Source organism: Xenorhabdus budapestensis, from assembly GCF_017743015.1.
GTDB lineage: Bacteria > Pseudomonadota > Gammaproteobacteria > Enterobacterales > Enterobacteriaceae > Xenorhabdus > Xenorhabdus budapestensis.
Genome location: NZ_CP072455.1, coordinates 99,596 through 114,164 on the forward strand (window position 1 = coordinate 99,596; position 14,569 = coordinate 114,164).

The 14,569-nt window shown below is 43.8% G+C and carries 12 protein-coding genes and 3 pseudogenes; 7 read left to right on the forward strand and 8 right to left on the reverse strand.

Going from position 1 to position 14,569, the window contains the following annotated elements; genetic code table 11:
* Positions 1 to 32: 32 nt before the first annotated feature.
* The 3 genes from hslR (at position 33) to pckA (ending at position 3,237) form a co-directional block, all read left to right on the forward strand.
* The gene (gene hslR / locus HGO23_RS00395; protein ID WP_099135466.1) at positions 33 to 455 is read left to right on the forward strand and encodes a ribosome-associated heat shock protein Hsp15; all 423 of its coding nucleotides are present in this window, start codon (positions 33 to 35) and stop codon (positions 453 to 455) included.
* A gap of 81 nt (positions 456 to 536) precedes the next feature.
* Entirely contained in the window at positions 537 to 1,409 is an 873-nt protein-coding gene (gene hslO, locus HGO23_RS00400) for an Hsp33 family molecular chaperone HslO (RefSeq protein WP_209027586.1), read from the forward strand.
* 208 nt (positions 1,410 to 1,617) lie between these two features.
* Positions 1,618 to 3,237 (forward strand): phosphoenolpyruvate carboxykinase (ATP), encoded by a 1,620-nt coding sequence (gene pckA / locus HGO23_RS00405; protein WP_209027587.1) that lies wholly within the window; start codon positions 1,618 to 1,620, stop codon positions 3,235 to 3,237.
* A 334-nt stretch (positions 3,238 to 3,571) separates the two neighbouring features.
* On the opposite strand, the pseudogene HGO23_RS00410 reads toward pckA, so the two are convergent.
* Positions 3,572 to 3,928: pseudogene (locus HGO23_RS00410) on the reverse strand (transposase); the annotation flags it as partial.
* Positions 3,929 to 3,983: 55 nt separating this feature from the next.
* Here HGO23_RS00410 and HGO23_RS00415 point away from each other — a divergent pair.
* Complete coding sequence (locus HGO23_RS00415) at positions 3,984 to 4,202, forward strand: hypothetical protein (protein WP_209027588.1); 219 nt, start codon at positions 3,984 to 3,986, stop codon at positions 4,200 to 4,202.
* Here HGO23_RS00415 and HGO23_RS20000 read toward each other — a convergent pair.
* Complete coding sequence (locus HGO23_RS20000) at positions 4,184 to 4,465, reverse strand: DUF7706 family protein (protein WP_422645767.1); 282 nt, start codon at positions 4,463 to 4,465, stop codon at positions 4,184 to 4,186. The two genes, HGO23_RS00415 and HGO23_RS20000, sit on opposite strands and share 19 nt — an antisense overlap.
* 241 nt (positions 4,466 to 4,706) lie before the next feature.
* Between HGO23_RS20000 and cspE the strand changes: the two genes are divergently transcribed.
* Positions 4,707 to 4,922: a transcription antiterminator/RNA stability regulator CspE gene (gene cspE, locus HGO23_RS00420; RefSeq protein ID WP_099135462.1), complete on the forward strand. Its 216-nt coding sequence runs from the start codon at positions 4,707 to 4,709 to the stop codon at positions 4,920 to 4,922.
* Positions 4,923 to 5,070: 148 nt separating this feature from the next.
* Positions 5,071 to 5,765 (forward strand): IS6 family transposase gene (locus HGO23_RS00425; protein ID WP_209027589.1). Its coding sequence is split into 2 segments (ribosomal slippage): positions 5,071 to 5,623 and positions 5,623 to 5,765, totalling 696 coding nucleotides; the frame shifts between segments, so codons are not numbered across the junction.
* Positions 5,766 to 5,967: 202 nt separating this feature from the next.
* Here the strand turns inward: HGO23_RS00425 and HGO23_RS00430 are convergent.
* Together HGO23_RS00430 and HGO23_RS00435 are read right to left on the reverse strand one after the other, a co-directional pair.
* A pseudogene (locus tag HGO23_RS00430) lies at positions 5,968 to 6,542 on the reverse strand (IS1 family transposase); the annotation flags it as partial.
* Positions 6,523 to 6,873: pseudogene (locus HGO23_RS00435) on the reverse strand (pirin family protein); the annotation flags it as partial. The pseudogenes HGO23_RS00435 and HGO23_RS00430, both read right to left, overlap by 20 nt.
* Positions 6,874 to 7,178: 305 nt before the next feature.
* On the opposite strand from HGO23_RS00435, the gene HGO23_RS00440 reads away from it, so the two are divergent.
* Positions 7,179 to 7,955, forward strand: coding sequence for an APH(3') family aminoglycoside O-phosphotransferase (locus HGO23_RS00440; RefSeq protein WP_209027590.1), 777 nt, complete (start codon positions 7,179 to 7,181; stop codon positions 7,953 to 7,955).
* On the opposite strand, the gene HGO23_RS00445 is transcribed toward HGO23_RS00440, so the two are convergent.
* Genes HGO23_RS00445 through HGO23_RS00460 form a run of 4 tightly spaced genes read right to left on the reverse strand, consistent with a single transcriptional unit; the run spans position 7,952 to position 13,778 of the window.
* Positions 7,952 to 8,938 carry a GNAT family N-acetyltransferase gene (locus HGO23_RS00445; RefSeq protein ID WP_209027591.1) on the reverse strand — a complete coding sequence of 329 codons (987 nt, stop codon included), beginning with the start codon at positions 8,936 to 8,938 and terminating at the stop codon, positions 7,952 to 7,954. The genes HGO23_RS00440 and HGO23_RS00445 overlap by 4 nt on opposite strands.
* Before the next feature lie 12 nt (positions 8,939 to 8,950).
* The gene (locus HGO23_RS00450; protein ID WP_244589875.1) at positions 8,951 to 10,192 is read right to left on the reverse strand and encodes a phenylacetate--CoA ligase family protein; all 1,242 of its coding nucleotides are present in this window, start codon (positions 10,190 to 10,192) and stop codon (positions 8,951 to 8,953) included.
* Between the two features lie 18 nt (positions 10,193 to 10,210).
* Positions 10,211 to 12,646, reverse strand: coding sequence for an acyl-CoA reductase (locus tag HGO23_RS00455; RefSeq protein ID WP_209027592.1), 2,436 nt, complete (start codon positions 12,644 to 12,646; stop codon positions 10,211 to 10,213).
* Between the two features lies 1 nt (position 12,647).
* Positions 12,648 to 13,778, reverse strand: a complete 1,131-nt coding sequence (locus tag HGO23_RS00460) for a LuxE/PaaK family acyltransferase (protein WP_099135457.1) — start codon at positions 13,776 to 13,778, stop codon at positions 12,648 to 12,650.
* Positions 13,779 to 14,569 lie beyond the last annotated feature (791 nt).

Genomic DNA, 14,569 nt, shown 5'->3' on the forward strand with positions numbered 1-14,569 from the left:
TTTTAGCCAGCTTTAATCAGAGAGAAACAACCATGCCTAATTCAGACAATGATCAAGCTGTTCGCCTTGATAAATGGCTGTGGGCTGCCCGTTTTTACAAGACCCGTTCCATCGCGCGTGAAATGATTGATGGAGGAAAAGTCCACTATAATGGGCAGCGGAGTAAACCGAGTAAACTGGTTGAGTTGAACGCAGCAATTAAATTGCGTCAGGGCAATGATGAAAAAACAGTAACAGTTTTGGCATTGAGTGGCCAAAGGCGCAGTGCCACAGAAGCTCAACAACTTTATCAGGAAACGGCAGAAAGCATCATTAAGCGGGAAAAGACAGCTTTGGCCCGTAAAATGAATGCGTTGACGATGCCACATCCTGATCGCCGTCCAGATAAGAAAGAACGGCGTACCCTGATTAAATTCAAGAATACAAAATTTAATGAGTCGGGAGATACCCAATAGATTTCGAGTTGCTTCGCAGCCAACAAAGAGGCAACTTGAAAGATGAAGGGTATAACCGTCTCAGTGAAATGAGAGAGATTTATGATTAAACATGACCAATTACACCGCTTTTTATTTGAAAGCCATTCTGTCAGGGGAGAACTTGTTTCCGTAAGTGAGACTTACCAGCGAATGCTGGAGAATCACCATTTTCCCCAACCTGTACAGCAATTGTTGGGTGAGTTGTTGGTCGCCACCAGTCTGTTGACTGCTACATTGAAATTCAACGGGGATATCACAGTACAAATTCAAGGTGATGGGCCTGTTAAGCTGGCGGTGATTAACGGAAATAACCGACAGCAAATGCGTGGTACTGCGCGCATTGATGGTGATGTCAGTGCTGCAAGTCGTCTGCGTGATATGGTTGGTAATGGTTATATGGTCATTACGGTTACACCAACAGAAGGTGAGCGTTATCAAGGTGTAGTCGCATTGGAAGGAGAGACTCTGGCTGAATGTTTGGATGCTTACTTCAAACAGTCAGAACAGTTGCCGACCCGTCTGTTCATCCGAACGGGCATGCAGGATGGCAAAATGGCGGCTGGTGGCATGTTATTGCAGATCCTGCCGGATGCACAGGCAGGCAGTGACGACATACTTGACCATCTGGTTCAACTGACTGCTACTATCAAAGGCGAAGAGTTGTTTACGCTGGATGTGAAAGAAATTCTGCATCGTCTTTACCATGAAGAAGATGTCACGCTGTATGAACCTCAACAGGTTGAGTTCCGTTGCACCTGCTCTCACCAACGTTGTGCTGATACTCTGGTAACATTACCGGAAGCGGATTTGCAAGATATTCTGTATCAAGATGGTAAAATTGACATGGAATGTGAATTCTGTGGTATGCACTATATTTTTGAAGAGATAGCACTTAGCGAAATTAAAATAGCGAAAAAAGAACAGTTACATTAACTGTATTTATGATTTATTTTTAAAGGGCGTATAAATGCGCCCTTTTTATTATTTAAAAATTTTTATTCCGTGTTCTATGTCTCATATAAGCCTAAAAGAATAATATAATTTCAATTTTTTGATAACAATCGCTGTTAATTAGTCATATTTATTTATTATTTCTGGCAGAGATAGAGATGAAATCTAACTGATCAGGAGCAATAAATAAATGAGCGTTACAGGCATTACTGCGCAGGAACTTGTGGTTTATGGTATTCGTGATGTTAGCGAAGTTATTTATAACCCAAGTTATGAATTGTTATTCTCTGAAGAAACGAAATCCTCTTTACAAGGATATGAGAAAGGAACATTGACCAATCTTGGTGCTGTCGCAGTAGATACCGGGATCTTCACAGGGCGTTCTCCTAAAGACAAATATATTGTGCGCGATGATGTGACTCGCAATACGGTATGGTGGGCCGATCAGGGAAAAGGTAAGAACGATAATAAACCGCTCAGTCAGGAAACTTGGTCTCATCTTAAAGGATTAGTCACTCAGCAACTTTCAGGCAAACGTTTGTTTGTGGTTGATGCCTTCTGTGGGGCGAATGCGGATACTCGTCTGAAAATACGTTTTATTACAGAAGTGGCGTGGCAGGCTCATTTTGTCAAAAACATGTTTATTCGCCCATCTGATGAAGAGCTCATTAATTTTACTCCTGACTTTATTGTGATGAACGGTGCGAAATGTACCAATCCACAATGGAAAGAGCAGGGACTGAATTCTGAAAACTTTGTTGCTTTTAACCTGACAGAACGGATGCAGCTGATCGGCGGTACTTGGTACGGTGGTGAAATGAAAAAAGGGATGTTCTCAATGATGAACTACCTGTTGCCACTGAAAGGCATTGCTTCTATGCACTGTTCTGCCAATGTGGGTGAGGATGGTGATGTTGCTGTTTTCTTCGGCCTTTCTGGTACGGGAAAAACCACGCTTTCTACTGATCCGAAACGTAAATTGATCGGGGATGATGAACATGGCTGGGATGACGACGGCGTGTTTAACTTTGAAGGTGGCTGCTATGCAAAAACCATCAACTTGTCGAAAGAAGCTGAACCCGATATTTATCACGCCATTCGCCGTGATGCTCTACTGGAAAACGTCACTGTACTGGCAGATGGCACTGTTGATTTCAATGATGGTTCAAAAACAGAAAACACTCGCGTTTCTTATCCTATCTACCATATCGAAAATATTATTAAACCTGTATCAAAAGCAGGTCATGCGACTAAAGTCATTTTCCTGACTGCTGATGCTTTCGGGGTACTGCCTCCTGTTTCCTGCCTGACTCCGGAGCAGACTCAATATCATTTCCTGTCTGGTTTTACAGCAAAACTGGCGGGAACAGAGCGTGGTGTAACAGAACCAACGCCGACTTTCTCTGCATGTTTTGGTGCGGCATTCCTGTCATTACACCCGACTCAGTATGCAGAAGTGCTGGTCAAGCGTATGCAGGCATCCGGTGCGAAAGCCTATTTGGTTAACACTGGTTGGAATGGTACTGGCAAACGAATCTCTATCAAAGATACTCGTGCGATTATCGATGCTATCTTAAGTGGCGATATTGAAGATGTGGATACCATTGAATTGCCAATTTTTGACTTGGCTGTACCAACAACATTACCGGGCGTTGATACGGGGATCCTCGATCCACGTAACACGTATGCAGATAAATCTGAGTGGGATGCGAAAGCCAAAGATTTGGCACAGCGTTTCATTGATAACTTCGACAAATATACAGATACCGCTGCTGGCGCAGCATTGGTAAAAGCAGGGCCAAAGTTGTAAGAGATTCAGATTAGCTGGATTAAACAAGGTGGGACTGCGGTCTCACCTCAAATTATGAAACAACTGAAACCAACAAAATTTCCTCGTTTTTCTGTGCTGCATTACCTGATAATAGTTAAGCTTGAAATGTCAGGCCCAACTCACTTATTTTTTTGCATTTTGTAATATTCGATTTGACAGAGAATCTTATTTGAATATGCTTTTAATCTGTTCTTTTTCAAAACCTACAAGTTATTCTAATGTATTTACTTGTGATACCTGATATAAGTACTGCTGGTTTTAGTAGGATATGATTCAACGGAATAATACCGTTAAATTGATGCCCTTCTAAGTGTCAAGTTGTTATTTGCCTGCTGTTGATCTGCCGATTCTGATTACGCAATAAGGTAAATATCTCTCTGGATATATAGCGTTTTAAGCAACGTATGGCTTCCAGTTTTGAATGGCCTTCTCCAACCCGTCTAGCGACATATTCCTGTGTCCTAGCATCTGCACGTAGCCTGTCAATGGCGATGATATGAAGCGCGCTGTTCGCTGCACAATCACCTCCTCGGTTGAGACGGTAACGCTGATTTTTTCCTGAAGACGCCGGTACTGGACTTACCCCACATAGTGCAGCAAAACTGGATTCTGAACGGAGACGTTCTGGGTTATCCCCTGCGGTAATAAGAAGTTGAGAAGCGTACTCATAGGACTAGCGGGAACCCCTGACAGAACCGCCCCTTATCCTGTCCGCGACTTTGTGGATGCCAGTTGAAAACGGCAGTAAATTCACCCGCGGTAAGAAAAAGGTCAGAGAAGAGATCACTTTTCTGGTTGAGATTGATTTTGAGGGTGAAGTTCTCGACGGTAATGAATACCGGGTATTTTTTTACTATGCCGATAAGGCTGATTTAAAGGAACAAATCGACAGCCTGCTTGAGGAGGACCGCATTGCTGAATGGCGTCACTGTGTGGTTATATGACCCTGACCGGTGAGGCCACTGACCGGCACTGGATGAATATGGCGGGGGATGGAAATGATTGCCGGGGAGTTGTGCTCTGACCCGGAACCGTAAATGGCTGTCCCAATGCGCCCGCGAGTCCTAGTTGTAATGGCTCGCGTTTGAAATCCAATGGACTCGCATTTATTCGTTTCAACGGCACACTCGCGCATGTCACGCCAGGTCAAACATTTAACGAATTGAGCGAGAGCCAATGCTTCGTCATTACTCAGATTTATGTCCAAACGAGTGATGCTCTCCTGCCAGATGGTTAAAATATAACTTGCTTAATATTCGAGGTTATGCGTTAATAGCTTCGTCGGTTTGAAAGACAGATCTTATACAAAGCAGTTTATTAAAGCATTTCTCATCCTCAGGCGTTATCCCAGATATTCCCCTCTTTTTGAGTTTCTCCATTAAGCGCTAAGTAATTTCTGTAAAACAGACCATGTTTGCCTAAAAAGGTTTAATCAAAGGAAATATTACATGTCTGATAAAATGACTGGGTTAGTAAAATGGTTTAATGCGGATAAGGGTTTTGGTTTTATCTCCCCTTCTGATGGAAGCAAAGACGTGTTCGTACACTTCTCCGCTGTTCAGAGTAACGACTACCGCACTCTGTTCGAAGGTCAGAAGGTCGAGTTCTCCATCGAGAAGGGTGCCAAAGGCCCGGCAGCAGCAAACGTTGTGCCCACAGCATAAAATCTTCCTTGAATCCTTTCCTCTGCGATAACGAAGACGGCTTCTGGCCTGAGTGGACAGAGTGACGGGATGTCAGCATATTTTCAATGGTTCTGTCGCATTAAGCCCTGTTTGGATAATATGGCATTTTTTATTGGGTGAACTGACGATGTCCCTTATCCGAAATACGTTCAAACGCCTGCACTATCCTGTTGATATCATCGCTCAGTGTGTTCGTTGGTATCTGGCCTACGCGCTGAACCTGCGTAATCTGGAAGAAATGATGGCGGAGAGTGGGATTGCCGTTGATCATTCCACGCTCTCTCGTTGGGTTCATCGTTTAGTTCCATTGATGATTAAACGCTACTGGCGTAGTAAGCCCGCTGTTGGGCGTCGGTGGCGAATGGATGAAACCTCTATCAAAATCAAAGGACAATGGAGTTACCTTTACCGGGCATTGGATTCGGGCGGTAATACAATTGATTTTTTGCTGACGGTTCATCGGGATAAGAAGGCCGCACTTCGTTTCTTTAAAAAGGCGATGCGACAGCATGGGCAGCTTGCCGTGGTGACTATTGATAAAAGTGGTGCCAATAAAGTCGCGGTGGACGAATTAAACAAAGGAAAGCCAAAGGAAGAAGTCATTGTTATCCGGCAGAATAAATACCTCAATAACCTGATTGAACAAGATCACCGTAACGTCAAACAGCGAACACGCCCCTGCTGGGATTCAAAAATTTCAGGCGGGCTCAGACCGTATTAGCCGGGATTGAACCGGTCTGTATGTTGCGCAAAGGACAATACCTGCAAGAACCAGAATATCCAACTTCACCGGCGGCTTATTTCTATCGACTGACCGCATAAAAATAAATCAAGATACTTTCGCTCGAGAAGATCTCTGTTAATGCGACAGAACTAGAAAGGCTCCTTCCCAATCTGCATAGTTATCCAGTAAGAAAAAGAAAGCTTTTTTCATCCGCAACCTCCTTTTATATTTGGGCTTCAAATCATTAACCTGTGTCCCTATTCTTTCAAATAAAAGGTGACATTTGGTCATGATTCCAATTTATTGATAGTGATGAATATTTAAATAATCCCCCATGACTCTGTCATGCATTTCCGCGGATTTTGAAAAAGATAAGGTTTTGCGAGTCAGTCTTGCCAAATGCTGACGAAGATTCAGGTTATGTCTCTCTATGTGTTGTGTATAACGCTTGCTGACCACATGCAATTTCCCCATCAGTGTTTTTTCATCGCTTTTCCAGCCATCGGTCATACAGACCACTATGTTGAAAGGAGCCAGTAACGCCATCAAACGCATCAAGGTCTTTTTTGTTCTTGGGCCAAAAACGTGAGCAATCACTTTTCGTCTGAGTTTGTCGTAGGCATAAAAGAGCCAACGGGGCTGCTTCTTTGACTTCACATATGACCATTGTTCATCCATTTCACCGCAGACAATGACTTCGGTGCCGGAGACAATGGCTTCTGTTACCGATTGAGGTCTGAGTTTTTTAAGTGGCGGAGAACCGTATTCAGGCCAATTCCCATGACACGCGCTGTCGCGCGACATCCCCTTCCATTTATGGTCATATCGACGATTTGCTTATGTGTACTGGGACGACAAGCGGTATAGGTGAAGCGGTTTATCATTATGTGGGTTGTATTCAGAATGGCGGATACCTGTACCCGCGCTCATAATCTGGAACTCTCCTGCTGATATCTGTCCCAGATTTCCCATACTATCTTGATGTTCCACCGTACCGGAAAGTACATAGGTCAGAATTTCCATATCATTATGAGGGTGCATACCAACCCCTTGTCCTGCGTCAATCACATCTTCATTAATGACTCTTAGGGCTGAGAAACCCATAAAATTGGCATCATAATAATGAGAAAATGAAAAAGTGTGCCAGCTATCCAGCCAGCCATGATTGGCGTGGCCTCGCTCTGAAGCTTTACGTAGGTAAATCATTTTCAAAATCCTTCAGTGTTTTTTTGTAGTCTAGTTGAAGGAATTAAATATGAAATATGAGAAATTTAATCTGAGGAATCAAATTTTTTGAATAATTAAAAACAGGATATTGAGAATAAAAAAAAAGCCAGCATGAAGTTGCTGGCTATAAAAGTAAACACTGGAAGCAATGTGAGCAATGTCGTACTTTCACATGACCCTGAAGGTGGTGCACTGAAAGTAATAGTAATGATAATCGTTCTCAATATCATTTGTAAAGCGTTTTTTTGATCAAATTTCGTTTTTCTATCTCAAAAGGAAGATACATGTTACCCAAGTTACCACAACATATTGATTGCTTTATCGGTAATGCTGCTTTAATCCCTGATGAAATTGGTGAATCCCCTGGCAGTGTCTATAGTTTTATTCGGGGTAACGACCACTTTTTTCTCAAGTATTCTCCCGTCGTTTATGCAAATACGACTTATAGTGTCATGCGGGAGGTTTCAGTGCTGAATTGGCTTAATGGTCGCCTGAATGTGCCGGAAGTTGTGTGTGTTGCGGAGAATTCAGAAGGGGAGTTTATGATCACACGTTGTGTATCCGGTGAGCCGTTGTACACACGGATAAATGCTCAGCAACCTGTACTGGAACTGTTTTGTGAAGCTGTTCGTCAGATACAGGCTGTAACTATAATCGATTGCCCGCTTGACTCCGGGGTTAATTTTCGTCTTCAGGAACTGGAATATTTGCTGAATAACGATTTGTGTGCTGAAGAAGATGATCTTGAGCAATGGCCGGGAATAGCGACTCCACAAGATTTACTGGCACGTCTTCGTGCTACGTTACCGAGTGAGGAACGGGTATTTTCCCATGGAGATCTTTGTGACTGCAATATCTTCGTCAATGCACATGACGAATTGTATTTCCTTGATCTTGGCCGAGGCGGAATTGCAGATCGCTGGCTGGATATTGCATTTGTTCATCGCAACTTACGTGAGGAAGTTGCGATAAGTGCAGCTACCGAATTTCTAGATACGCTTGGCGGTCTTGATGACCCAGCCAAGCGAGTGTTCTTCGAGCAATTAGATGAACTATTCTAACCTGGTATGCACTCACTTAGCTGATGTAGGAGTGAGTGCTCCGTAGTTTTCTCCAATTCCATTTGGTAGAGGTTTTGCGTACTGATGTCAGAAAATTGATACGGTGTTGATTGATAACCCCGTAACCAGAGCAGAAACCATCCTGTATGTACATCAGGACATAGCCCGGCGAAGCGAAATCCACCTTTTTTTAGCTGTGGATATAACTTCAATGCCTCTTCACACGCAGGAAGTCTCAAATAGATTAACTGGTTGGCAGGGTAATCTATGATTTCCGATAAGAAGTCAGAGTCAACCTCATACAATGTGATTTCCAAACGCCGTCCACTGATTTTAGAGCTAATAAGTTTGGAGGTGACTACATTAGAATTAAAAGGAGAACGATCTCCTTGTTGTTCATCGGATGATCCACCAACGTATTGACCAATCTGGTCGGCCCAGTCTCGCAAGGAATGCGGCCAGTTCAGTTTAGGTAATGGAAATGCTTTAAGAGGCAAAATACCTTGTACAATACTTTCAGGCTCTGGTAACCCGAATGGCGAATCAACATAGTCCAGCATCAGTGCGGTCGAACAAAAGCCCAGGTTTTGTGCTAAATATTGGCTTTTCAGGTGCGAACAGACTTGTTTTATCGTCAACAAACTATATTGCTGTTCTTTCGCATAGTGGCACAAATAGTGACCCAAAGACTTCGCAATACCTCTGCCTTGAAATCCCGGATACACAGCAACCAACGCTAATTCAGCCTGATCTTGCTGCACAACATTTTTAACAAGCGCCGCATGACCAATCAGTTGTCCCTGATAAAAAGCCAAGGCTGAATGCCATTTTCCTGTTGTTTGATAATCATCTATCAATCTGGGCAGATAGATATCAGGATAAACGTATGAATCACCATAAACTTCACGGAATAATTTGCTGATATGTTTTCCGTCACCTGCTTGATAGTTGCGGATTTGAATAGCAGAAGGAAAAATAGTCATAGATTTCGACCTTCAGTTATAACTACGCAGATCCACAACTCGCTGCAATTTACCCGAACGCGGGTGGGTATACATTGCATCGATATTCGTTTGAACGATCTCCAGCATATTTTGGTGGAAATAAGCAATGCTCAGTCCGGGAAATGCTGAGAGTATGTTATGGCGTATTTTTTCAATATCGATTGATTGCGGGCTGGCTACCAACAATTTGATTTTGTCTTTTGACGCCTCCTGAGACAGTACCAATTGCCAGGCAAGTAACTCTGTTTGTGATGATAACTGGGTAGCTAAGTCGTCAGGAAATAGCGAAAGATCACCAAACCTGATCCGATAACCTTGGTTCGCGCGTCCTTGTAGCGCAAATTTACGATATGCCTGTTCTGATTCACACCAGCAAGCCAAATCACCAGTAGGATAGCGGATCACTGGCATCAGTTGTCTTTGTAAGCTAGTGACAACTAACATACCACGGCGTCCCGGCTCCGTGATGGGTTCATGGGTAATCTCATCAATAATTTCTATAATGGTATCTTCGTCGAAAACCCTGTGTTCTCCCGGCTCACACTCTGGGTCGGCAAAGCCGATTAAACCTCCGTCAACACTGGCACAACCAACTGAGCCAAAACGTGCCTGAGGGAAAACCTGACGCATTGCCGCTATCTGTCCTTCAAACAAGCTTTCTCCGCCATACAGAATGGTTTCTACCATCGGTAATGTTTGGCCGTTATCTTTCAGATACTGAGCAAAGCGAATGAGCTGGACGGGCACTCCCGCCAGCACGTTGATATTGTGGTACCGAATGTTATGTACCAGCAGCCCATCGTCAACCTTGCAAGTGAAAGGAAATTCCACGACGGGGAATGATGAGTTAGACAGAGCACCATGAATGAATAGCAAACTGGTGTAAAGGTCGCCGGCAAAAAATAGGTTGGCTACCCGATCACCCGGAGTCAATTGGCGGGCAATTGCTTTCCCAAAGGAATGAATAAATGCTTTCCATTCTTGTTGACCGAAAACGGATAGCCGACCATCACTGGTTGAACCACCAGTTTTAAACACATGTCCGCCTTCTAATGGAGCAGTAAGTACTGGCCAGGTTTGTAAATTATCTGAATGGGCCCAGTAACTACCGGGCTCAACCAGTGGCAAATCTTGTAGCGTCCAATTATCCGGGACGGACTCGTAAAGATTCCGGTAATAAACAGAATGCTCACGTACATGATTAAATAGATCAATTAACGTTATGCTTTTCATTATATTCGCTTCACCTAATCAGAATTTACGCAAGTCAATGAACAATGGTGCTTTTCCGCTATTGATATTCCGACGAAACTCTGTTGCCGGGGAAAATATAACTTCCAGATTCAGCATCCCTCCTTCAACCACTTCCTTTATTTTTATATTCTCTTCCAGACCTAATAAGTGCTCGCGAACTGCGTCAACATCGGGGTTCTCAATCAAGAGCTGAATGCCGCTGATCCCTTCATCGTTATGATCGATAAGCCATTGCACCGGGGCCTCCAGTTGTTCAGATAATTTAGTCAGATTGATAAAAATACTGCCGACACGTAACAGGGAACCATTACGTCCAACAAGCCGGAAACGCGGTGTCAACTGACCACAAGCACAAGGTTCAGCGATCCAGTATCCGAGATCGCCCAAATCGTAGCGCTGAACAGATTGTGCCTCACGGTGTCGGGAAGTGAATATCAGACGACCTGTTTCCCCCTCAGTTACTGGATTATCATTATGAATATTAAGTATTTCTAACCACTGATTATCAGCCATTAAATGGAAAACACCGTCTTCGCTGGCTGTGCATCCATGACCTAATGGGCCTGCATCTACTGAGCCGTAGACTGCGGAACGTATCAGAGTAATTCCGAACTCATTCAGGAAAGCCCGCTGGTTGACATTCAGGTGTTCACCGCCTAAAAACAGCTTGCGTACACCACCGTATTCACGCAGCTTGTCGGTTTCACTCAAGAACAATCGGTGTATCGTACTTGGCATTCCTACCAGAGTATTAATGCGTTGCTGCACAATTAAATCGGCTATTTCACTGAAATCATCATTGGTCGGGCCACCCATCGGATATTGAGCTACACCCAGCTTATCCAGAACAGTGAAGAAGCTCATCATTCCACCGTACAGTTTTCCTCCATACAACAGGTTCATGACCCGGTCTGTAGCAGGTTCAAGGCCACAGGCGAACAGTCCATCGGCTGCTGATTGCATTTGTTTGTGATAATCAGAGTAACTGTAAGCGGCCAGTTTAGGTGCTCCGCTGCTGCCTCCGCTGCGGAAGAACAGGCGGCCTTTTTCATTTGGAATCAGTGCCTGAAAATCTGCCTTATTCATGACTGGCAGGTTATCCAGCCCGTGCGGGCGGGGTGGCGGAATATCAAGGTGAGCAGAACCTGCCAGTATATCCGCAGGCAGGCTGACAGAAACCCGCTTGGCAAGGCGTGCCAGTGCATAAACGCCATCGTGCGGCTCACCGCTATAACCGCCGTGCATCTGACCAGCAGGGGCAATACGGCTAACTCCGGCAGCAAACAGGGTATGGCTCATTTCTGCAATATGTTCCTGACCGGCAACCAGAGCACAGCTCTGAAGATGGTTACGCCAAGGGCGCAGAATGGAACATAGCTGCTGACGAGGTGCCGGACGTAACTGCAATGTGCGGAACAGAGGAGAAGCGGCCAGTTCTTGTTCGTGCCGCCAGATTACCCGCCATTCATCCGCTTGCCAGAGTTTGCCACGTACTTGGGTGAATGCGAAATCGAGGCGCTGAAAAGCTACCTGAGTTGTAATTTCAGCCGATTCCTGAACGTCAGTCTGTAATACCGGATGTAATCCAGAACGACGTTCAAGAGCCGCTGCCATACGTTGTCCAATATCCTGCAAAACTTCCGGCTTATCACTATCGACCAGTAAACATTGCGGGCTGGAACAGGCTTGTTGGTCATAACAGCAAATATCATCTGCCAGTGCATCTAATTGTGCATCATCCACGGCATCAGGACTCAGCCAAGCAAAACTGATGCGATGTCCCCAATCAATCCAGCGGCAACCTGCCGGCAGTTGGGTACGAATGGCTGATAGTGCAGAATCTCCACCCCAAGCGGAAACAGCATCGGCCTGACTCAGTAGTTCTCCCAATTGTGTGACAGGTAATGACAAAACCGCGATCCGGTCTGCCAGATTGCCGGAAATATCGTGAGCCAGAAATGCATCCAGAAGCTGTGTACTAAATCCGTTATCGCTGCTGCTGGGACGTAGCCAGTTGATATTGCCGACTAACAAACTTTCCAGCACTGCCATAAAAGGAAGAAGTTGCGCATTGGAAGGTGTGATATGGACGACTAACCCCAGAGGTTTCCAGGCTTCGTAGCGATTCTGGTTATAATCGAATCTGCGCAGGGAAAAAGCATCCTGCCCCAGTTCTCGCTCCAATTTAGTTTGTAAGGCTTCACGTTGACAGAAGGTGATAAGTGCCTCACGCGTTTTAGCATTAAAAAGGGGATGATCATCCATCTTAGCGAGATGATTGGCGAAGCGTTGGGCGCACTCAAGTACCTGTTCGGCACTATGAGGTTGTGAGAGCAACTCTGGTAAACGTGTACGTAATTTTGCGATTTTCTGTTTTGCCAACGGATTATGTTCAACCGCAAGCTGATCATTAATTGTTTCAATGGAAGACATCTCAGGATCCCTTAATCAATTCAGAAGCGGCAATAGCACAACTACGACTTTTGCCAGTACCTGCACGGCCAAGCAGTTCAAACCAATCCGTATTCAATTCACAACCACAACTATCACCGGAATGCAGTACCGCCAGATCACTCATGACAATGCTGTGAGCCGGGCTGGAAGTGATATAAGGTGAGACGAAATGTAGAAAACCGGGTTCACCATAAGGCTGCCGTGATATGTTGGCTGTATGGCGTATATAAACCCGCGAGTAGACTGGAACGTGAAAACGATGGTGAGAACATTCCATGTAAGGCACAGGATGTTCAACTGAACCGTAACCGTCGCGACAACGTATATCAGGGATACCCAGTTGTTCTACCAGACGTTGATACAACTCCAGTTTAGGAATCGCTTTGTCAGCATGAGTTTTCCAGCCTCCGCCGAGGGAGACTAGCGAATCTGGATGTAATTTCAGAGCGGGTAATCCCATCTCTTCCATTCTTTGCAGGGTAAACCACAGGAAAGCAGGAAAGCCAAAAATACGCACGGGTAGCCCTTCTTCGGCGAATTCCTGAAGAACTCTGATTGTCCCGAAGGGATCGAATTCATTACTCTTACCGTTATGACGCAAAGCATAATAAGCCCGGTTTACAGGTGCATACTTACACAGAAACTGGTCGGTATAAGCTGTTCCCAGCGTAATGGAGCCAGCAGGTTCATAGCTGAGCAGCAGGTAGTTACACGGTTGCTCGGGGGTATTCCAATCATAATAATTGAAAATGTGATCCACCATATCCTGAGCCGCTGTGATACTTCTGTTATCGTAGTGCATGCGGCTTTTTTGCCCGGTTGTACCTGAGGATGTCAATTCCAGCGCATCCTTTGCACTATTGCTGACTATTAAGTTACGTTTAAAATAATTGGCAAATAGCGGTGGCAGGCTTGACCAGTCTTCCAGCTCCATTACAGCTTGTTTATCCAGACCATTATTTGTCAGCCACTGCTCATAACCCGAAGTATATTCACAGTGGTATAACGTCAATTCACGCATGGCATCATTAAATAATGCGTCATACTCGGCACAAGTATGATAAGGGTGTGCTAAGGCACATAGTGCTTTAACATGGGTTAAATTTTGCATATTTAAGACTCATTCTTTTTGAACAGAACAATCTTGGGATTCATTTCCCAATAAAAAATTAATAATTTTGTTTGTTCATATTTTGGATGTAATAATTTTTAATAGGCTTATTTCGTTATCTAATATCAATAAACCATTCGATTTAATAATTAATCCCTGAGCCTTGGTTGCAGAATGATGTTATGTTGGAAGGTGCTGACGGTTGTTTAAATTATTTTAAAAACTATATTAAATGGATATTTGACTAGAAAAACGTACTTTTACCAGTTTTATAGTTTGCTGTCAGTCCTAAGTTGGCGTGCATTATTCCAAACTGAAATATAATAATCAATCGATTTTTCTAATGTTTTTCGTGTGTTGAAGGATAATGTTATATCATTATTTAAGATGCCTGTTTCATTAATTATTTATTTTTTGTCATCTGCGAAATTAAATGAAATAATATGTTATTTTTCTGAGTAAATATTGATTTAAATTTTGGTGTTTATTCATAACCTAAATTAGCTATTAATAGCTCCTTAATAATTATTTTTACTTCAGTAGTAACAATTTTCTAGCACCGTAAGCTTGGTATTAATATATTCGGCAATAACTAAACATCGTCATAACATACATAGAAATTCTCATTGATATACTATTTATTTGGTATAATCCCAGTTAACTTTTAACTTCCAGTCTTGTCAAGGCAGCTCAGGTGTAGGAAGATATGGCTACAAATACAGAGTTCCGTTATATGCTGCGACAGCAATTCATACTGAGCAGGCAGTTAAATTAGCACTAAAAGATATTTG

What these genes read in the sequence shown, in the direction of transcription:
- hslR (WP_099135466.1), top strand. Translation starts at nt 33, where the DNA reads ATGCCTAATTCAGACAATGATCAAGCTGTTCGCCTTGATAAATGGCTG.
- hslO (WP_209027586.1), top strand. Translation starts at nt 537, where the DNA reads ATGATTAAACATGACCAATTACACCGCTTTTTATTTGAAAGCCATTCT.
- pckA (WP_209027587.1), top strand. Translation starts at nt 1,618, where the DNA reads ATGAGCGTTACAGGCATTACTGCGCAGGAACTTGTGGTTTATGGTATT.
- HGO23_RS00415 (WP_209027588.1), top strand. Translation starts at nt 3,984, where the DNA reads ATGCCAGTTGAAAACGGCAGTAAATTCACCCGCGGTAAGAAAAAGGTC.
- cspE (WP_099135462.1), top strand. Translation starts at nt 4,707, where the DNA reads ATGTCTGATAAAATGACTGGGTTAGTAAAATGGTTTAATGCGGATAAG.
- HGO23_RS00440 (WP_209027590.1), top strand. Translation starts at nt 7,179, where the DNA reads ATGTTACCCAAGTTACCACAACATATTGATTGCTTTATCGGTAATGCT.
- HGO23_RS00445 (WP_209027591.1), bottom strand. Translation starts at nt 8,938, where the DNA reads ATGACTATTTTTCCTTCTGCTATTCAAATCCGCAACTATCAAGCAGGT.
- HGO23_RS00450 (WP_244589875.1), bottom strand. Translation starts at nt 10,192, where the DNA reads ATGAAAAGCATAACGTTAATTGATCTATTTAATCATGTACGTGAGCAT.
- HGO23_RS00455 (WP_209027592.1), bottom strand. Translation starts at nt 12,646, where the DNA reads ATGTCTTCCATTGAAACAATTAATGATCAGCTTGCGGTTGAACATAAT.
- HGO23_RS00460 (WP_099135457.1), bottom strand. Translation starts at nt 13,778, where the DNA reads ATGCAAAATTTAACCCATGTTAAAGCACTATGTGCCTTAGCACACCCT.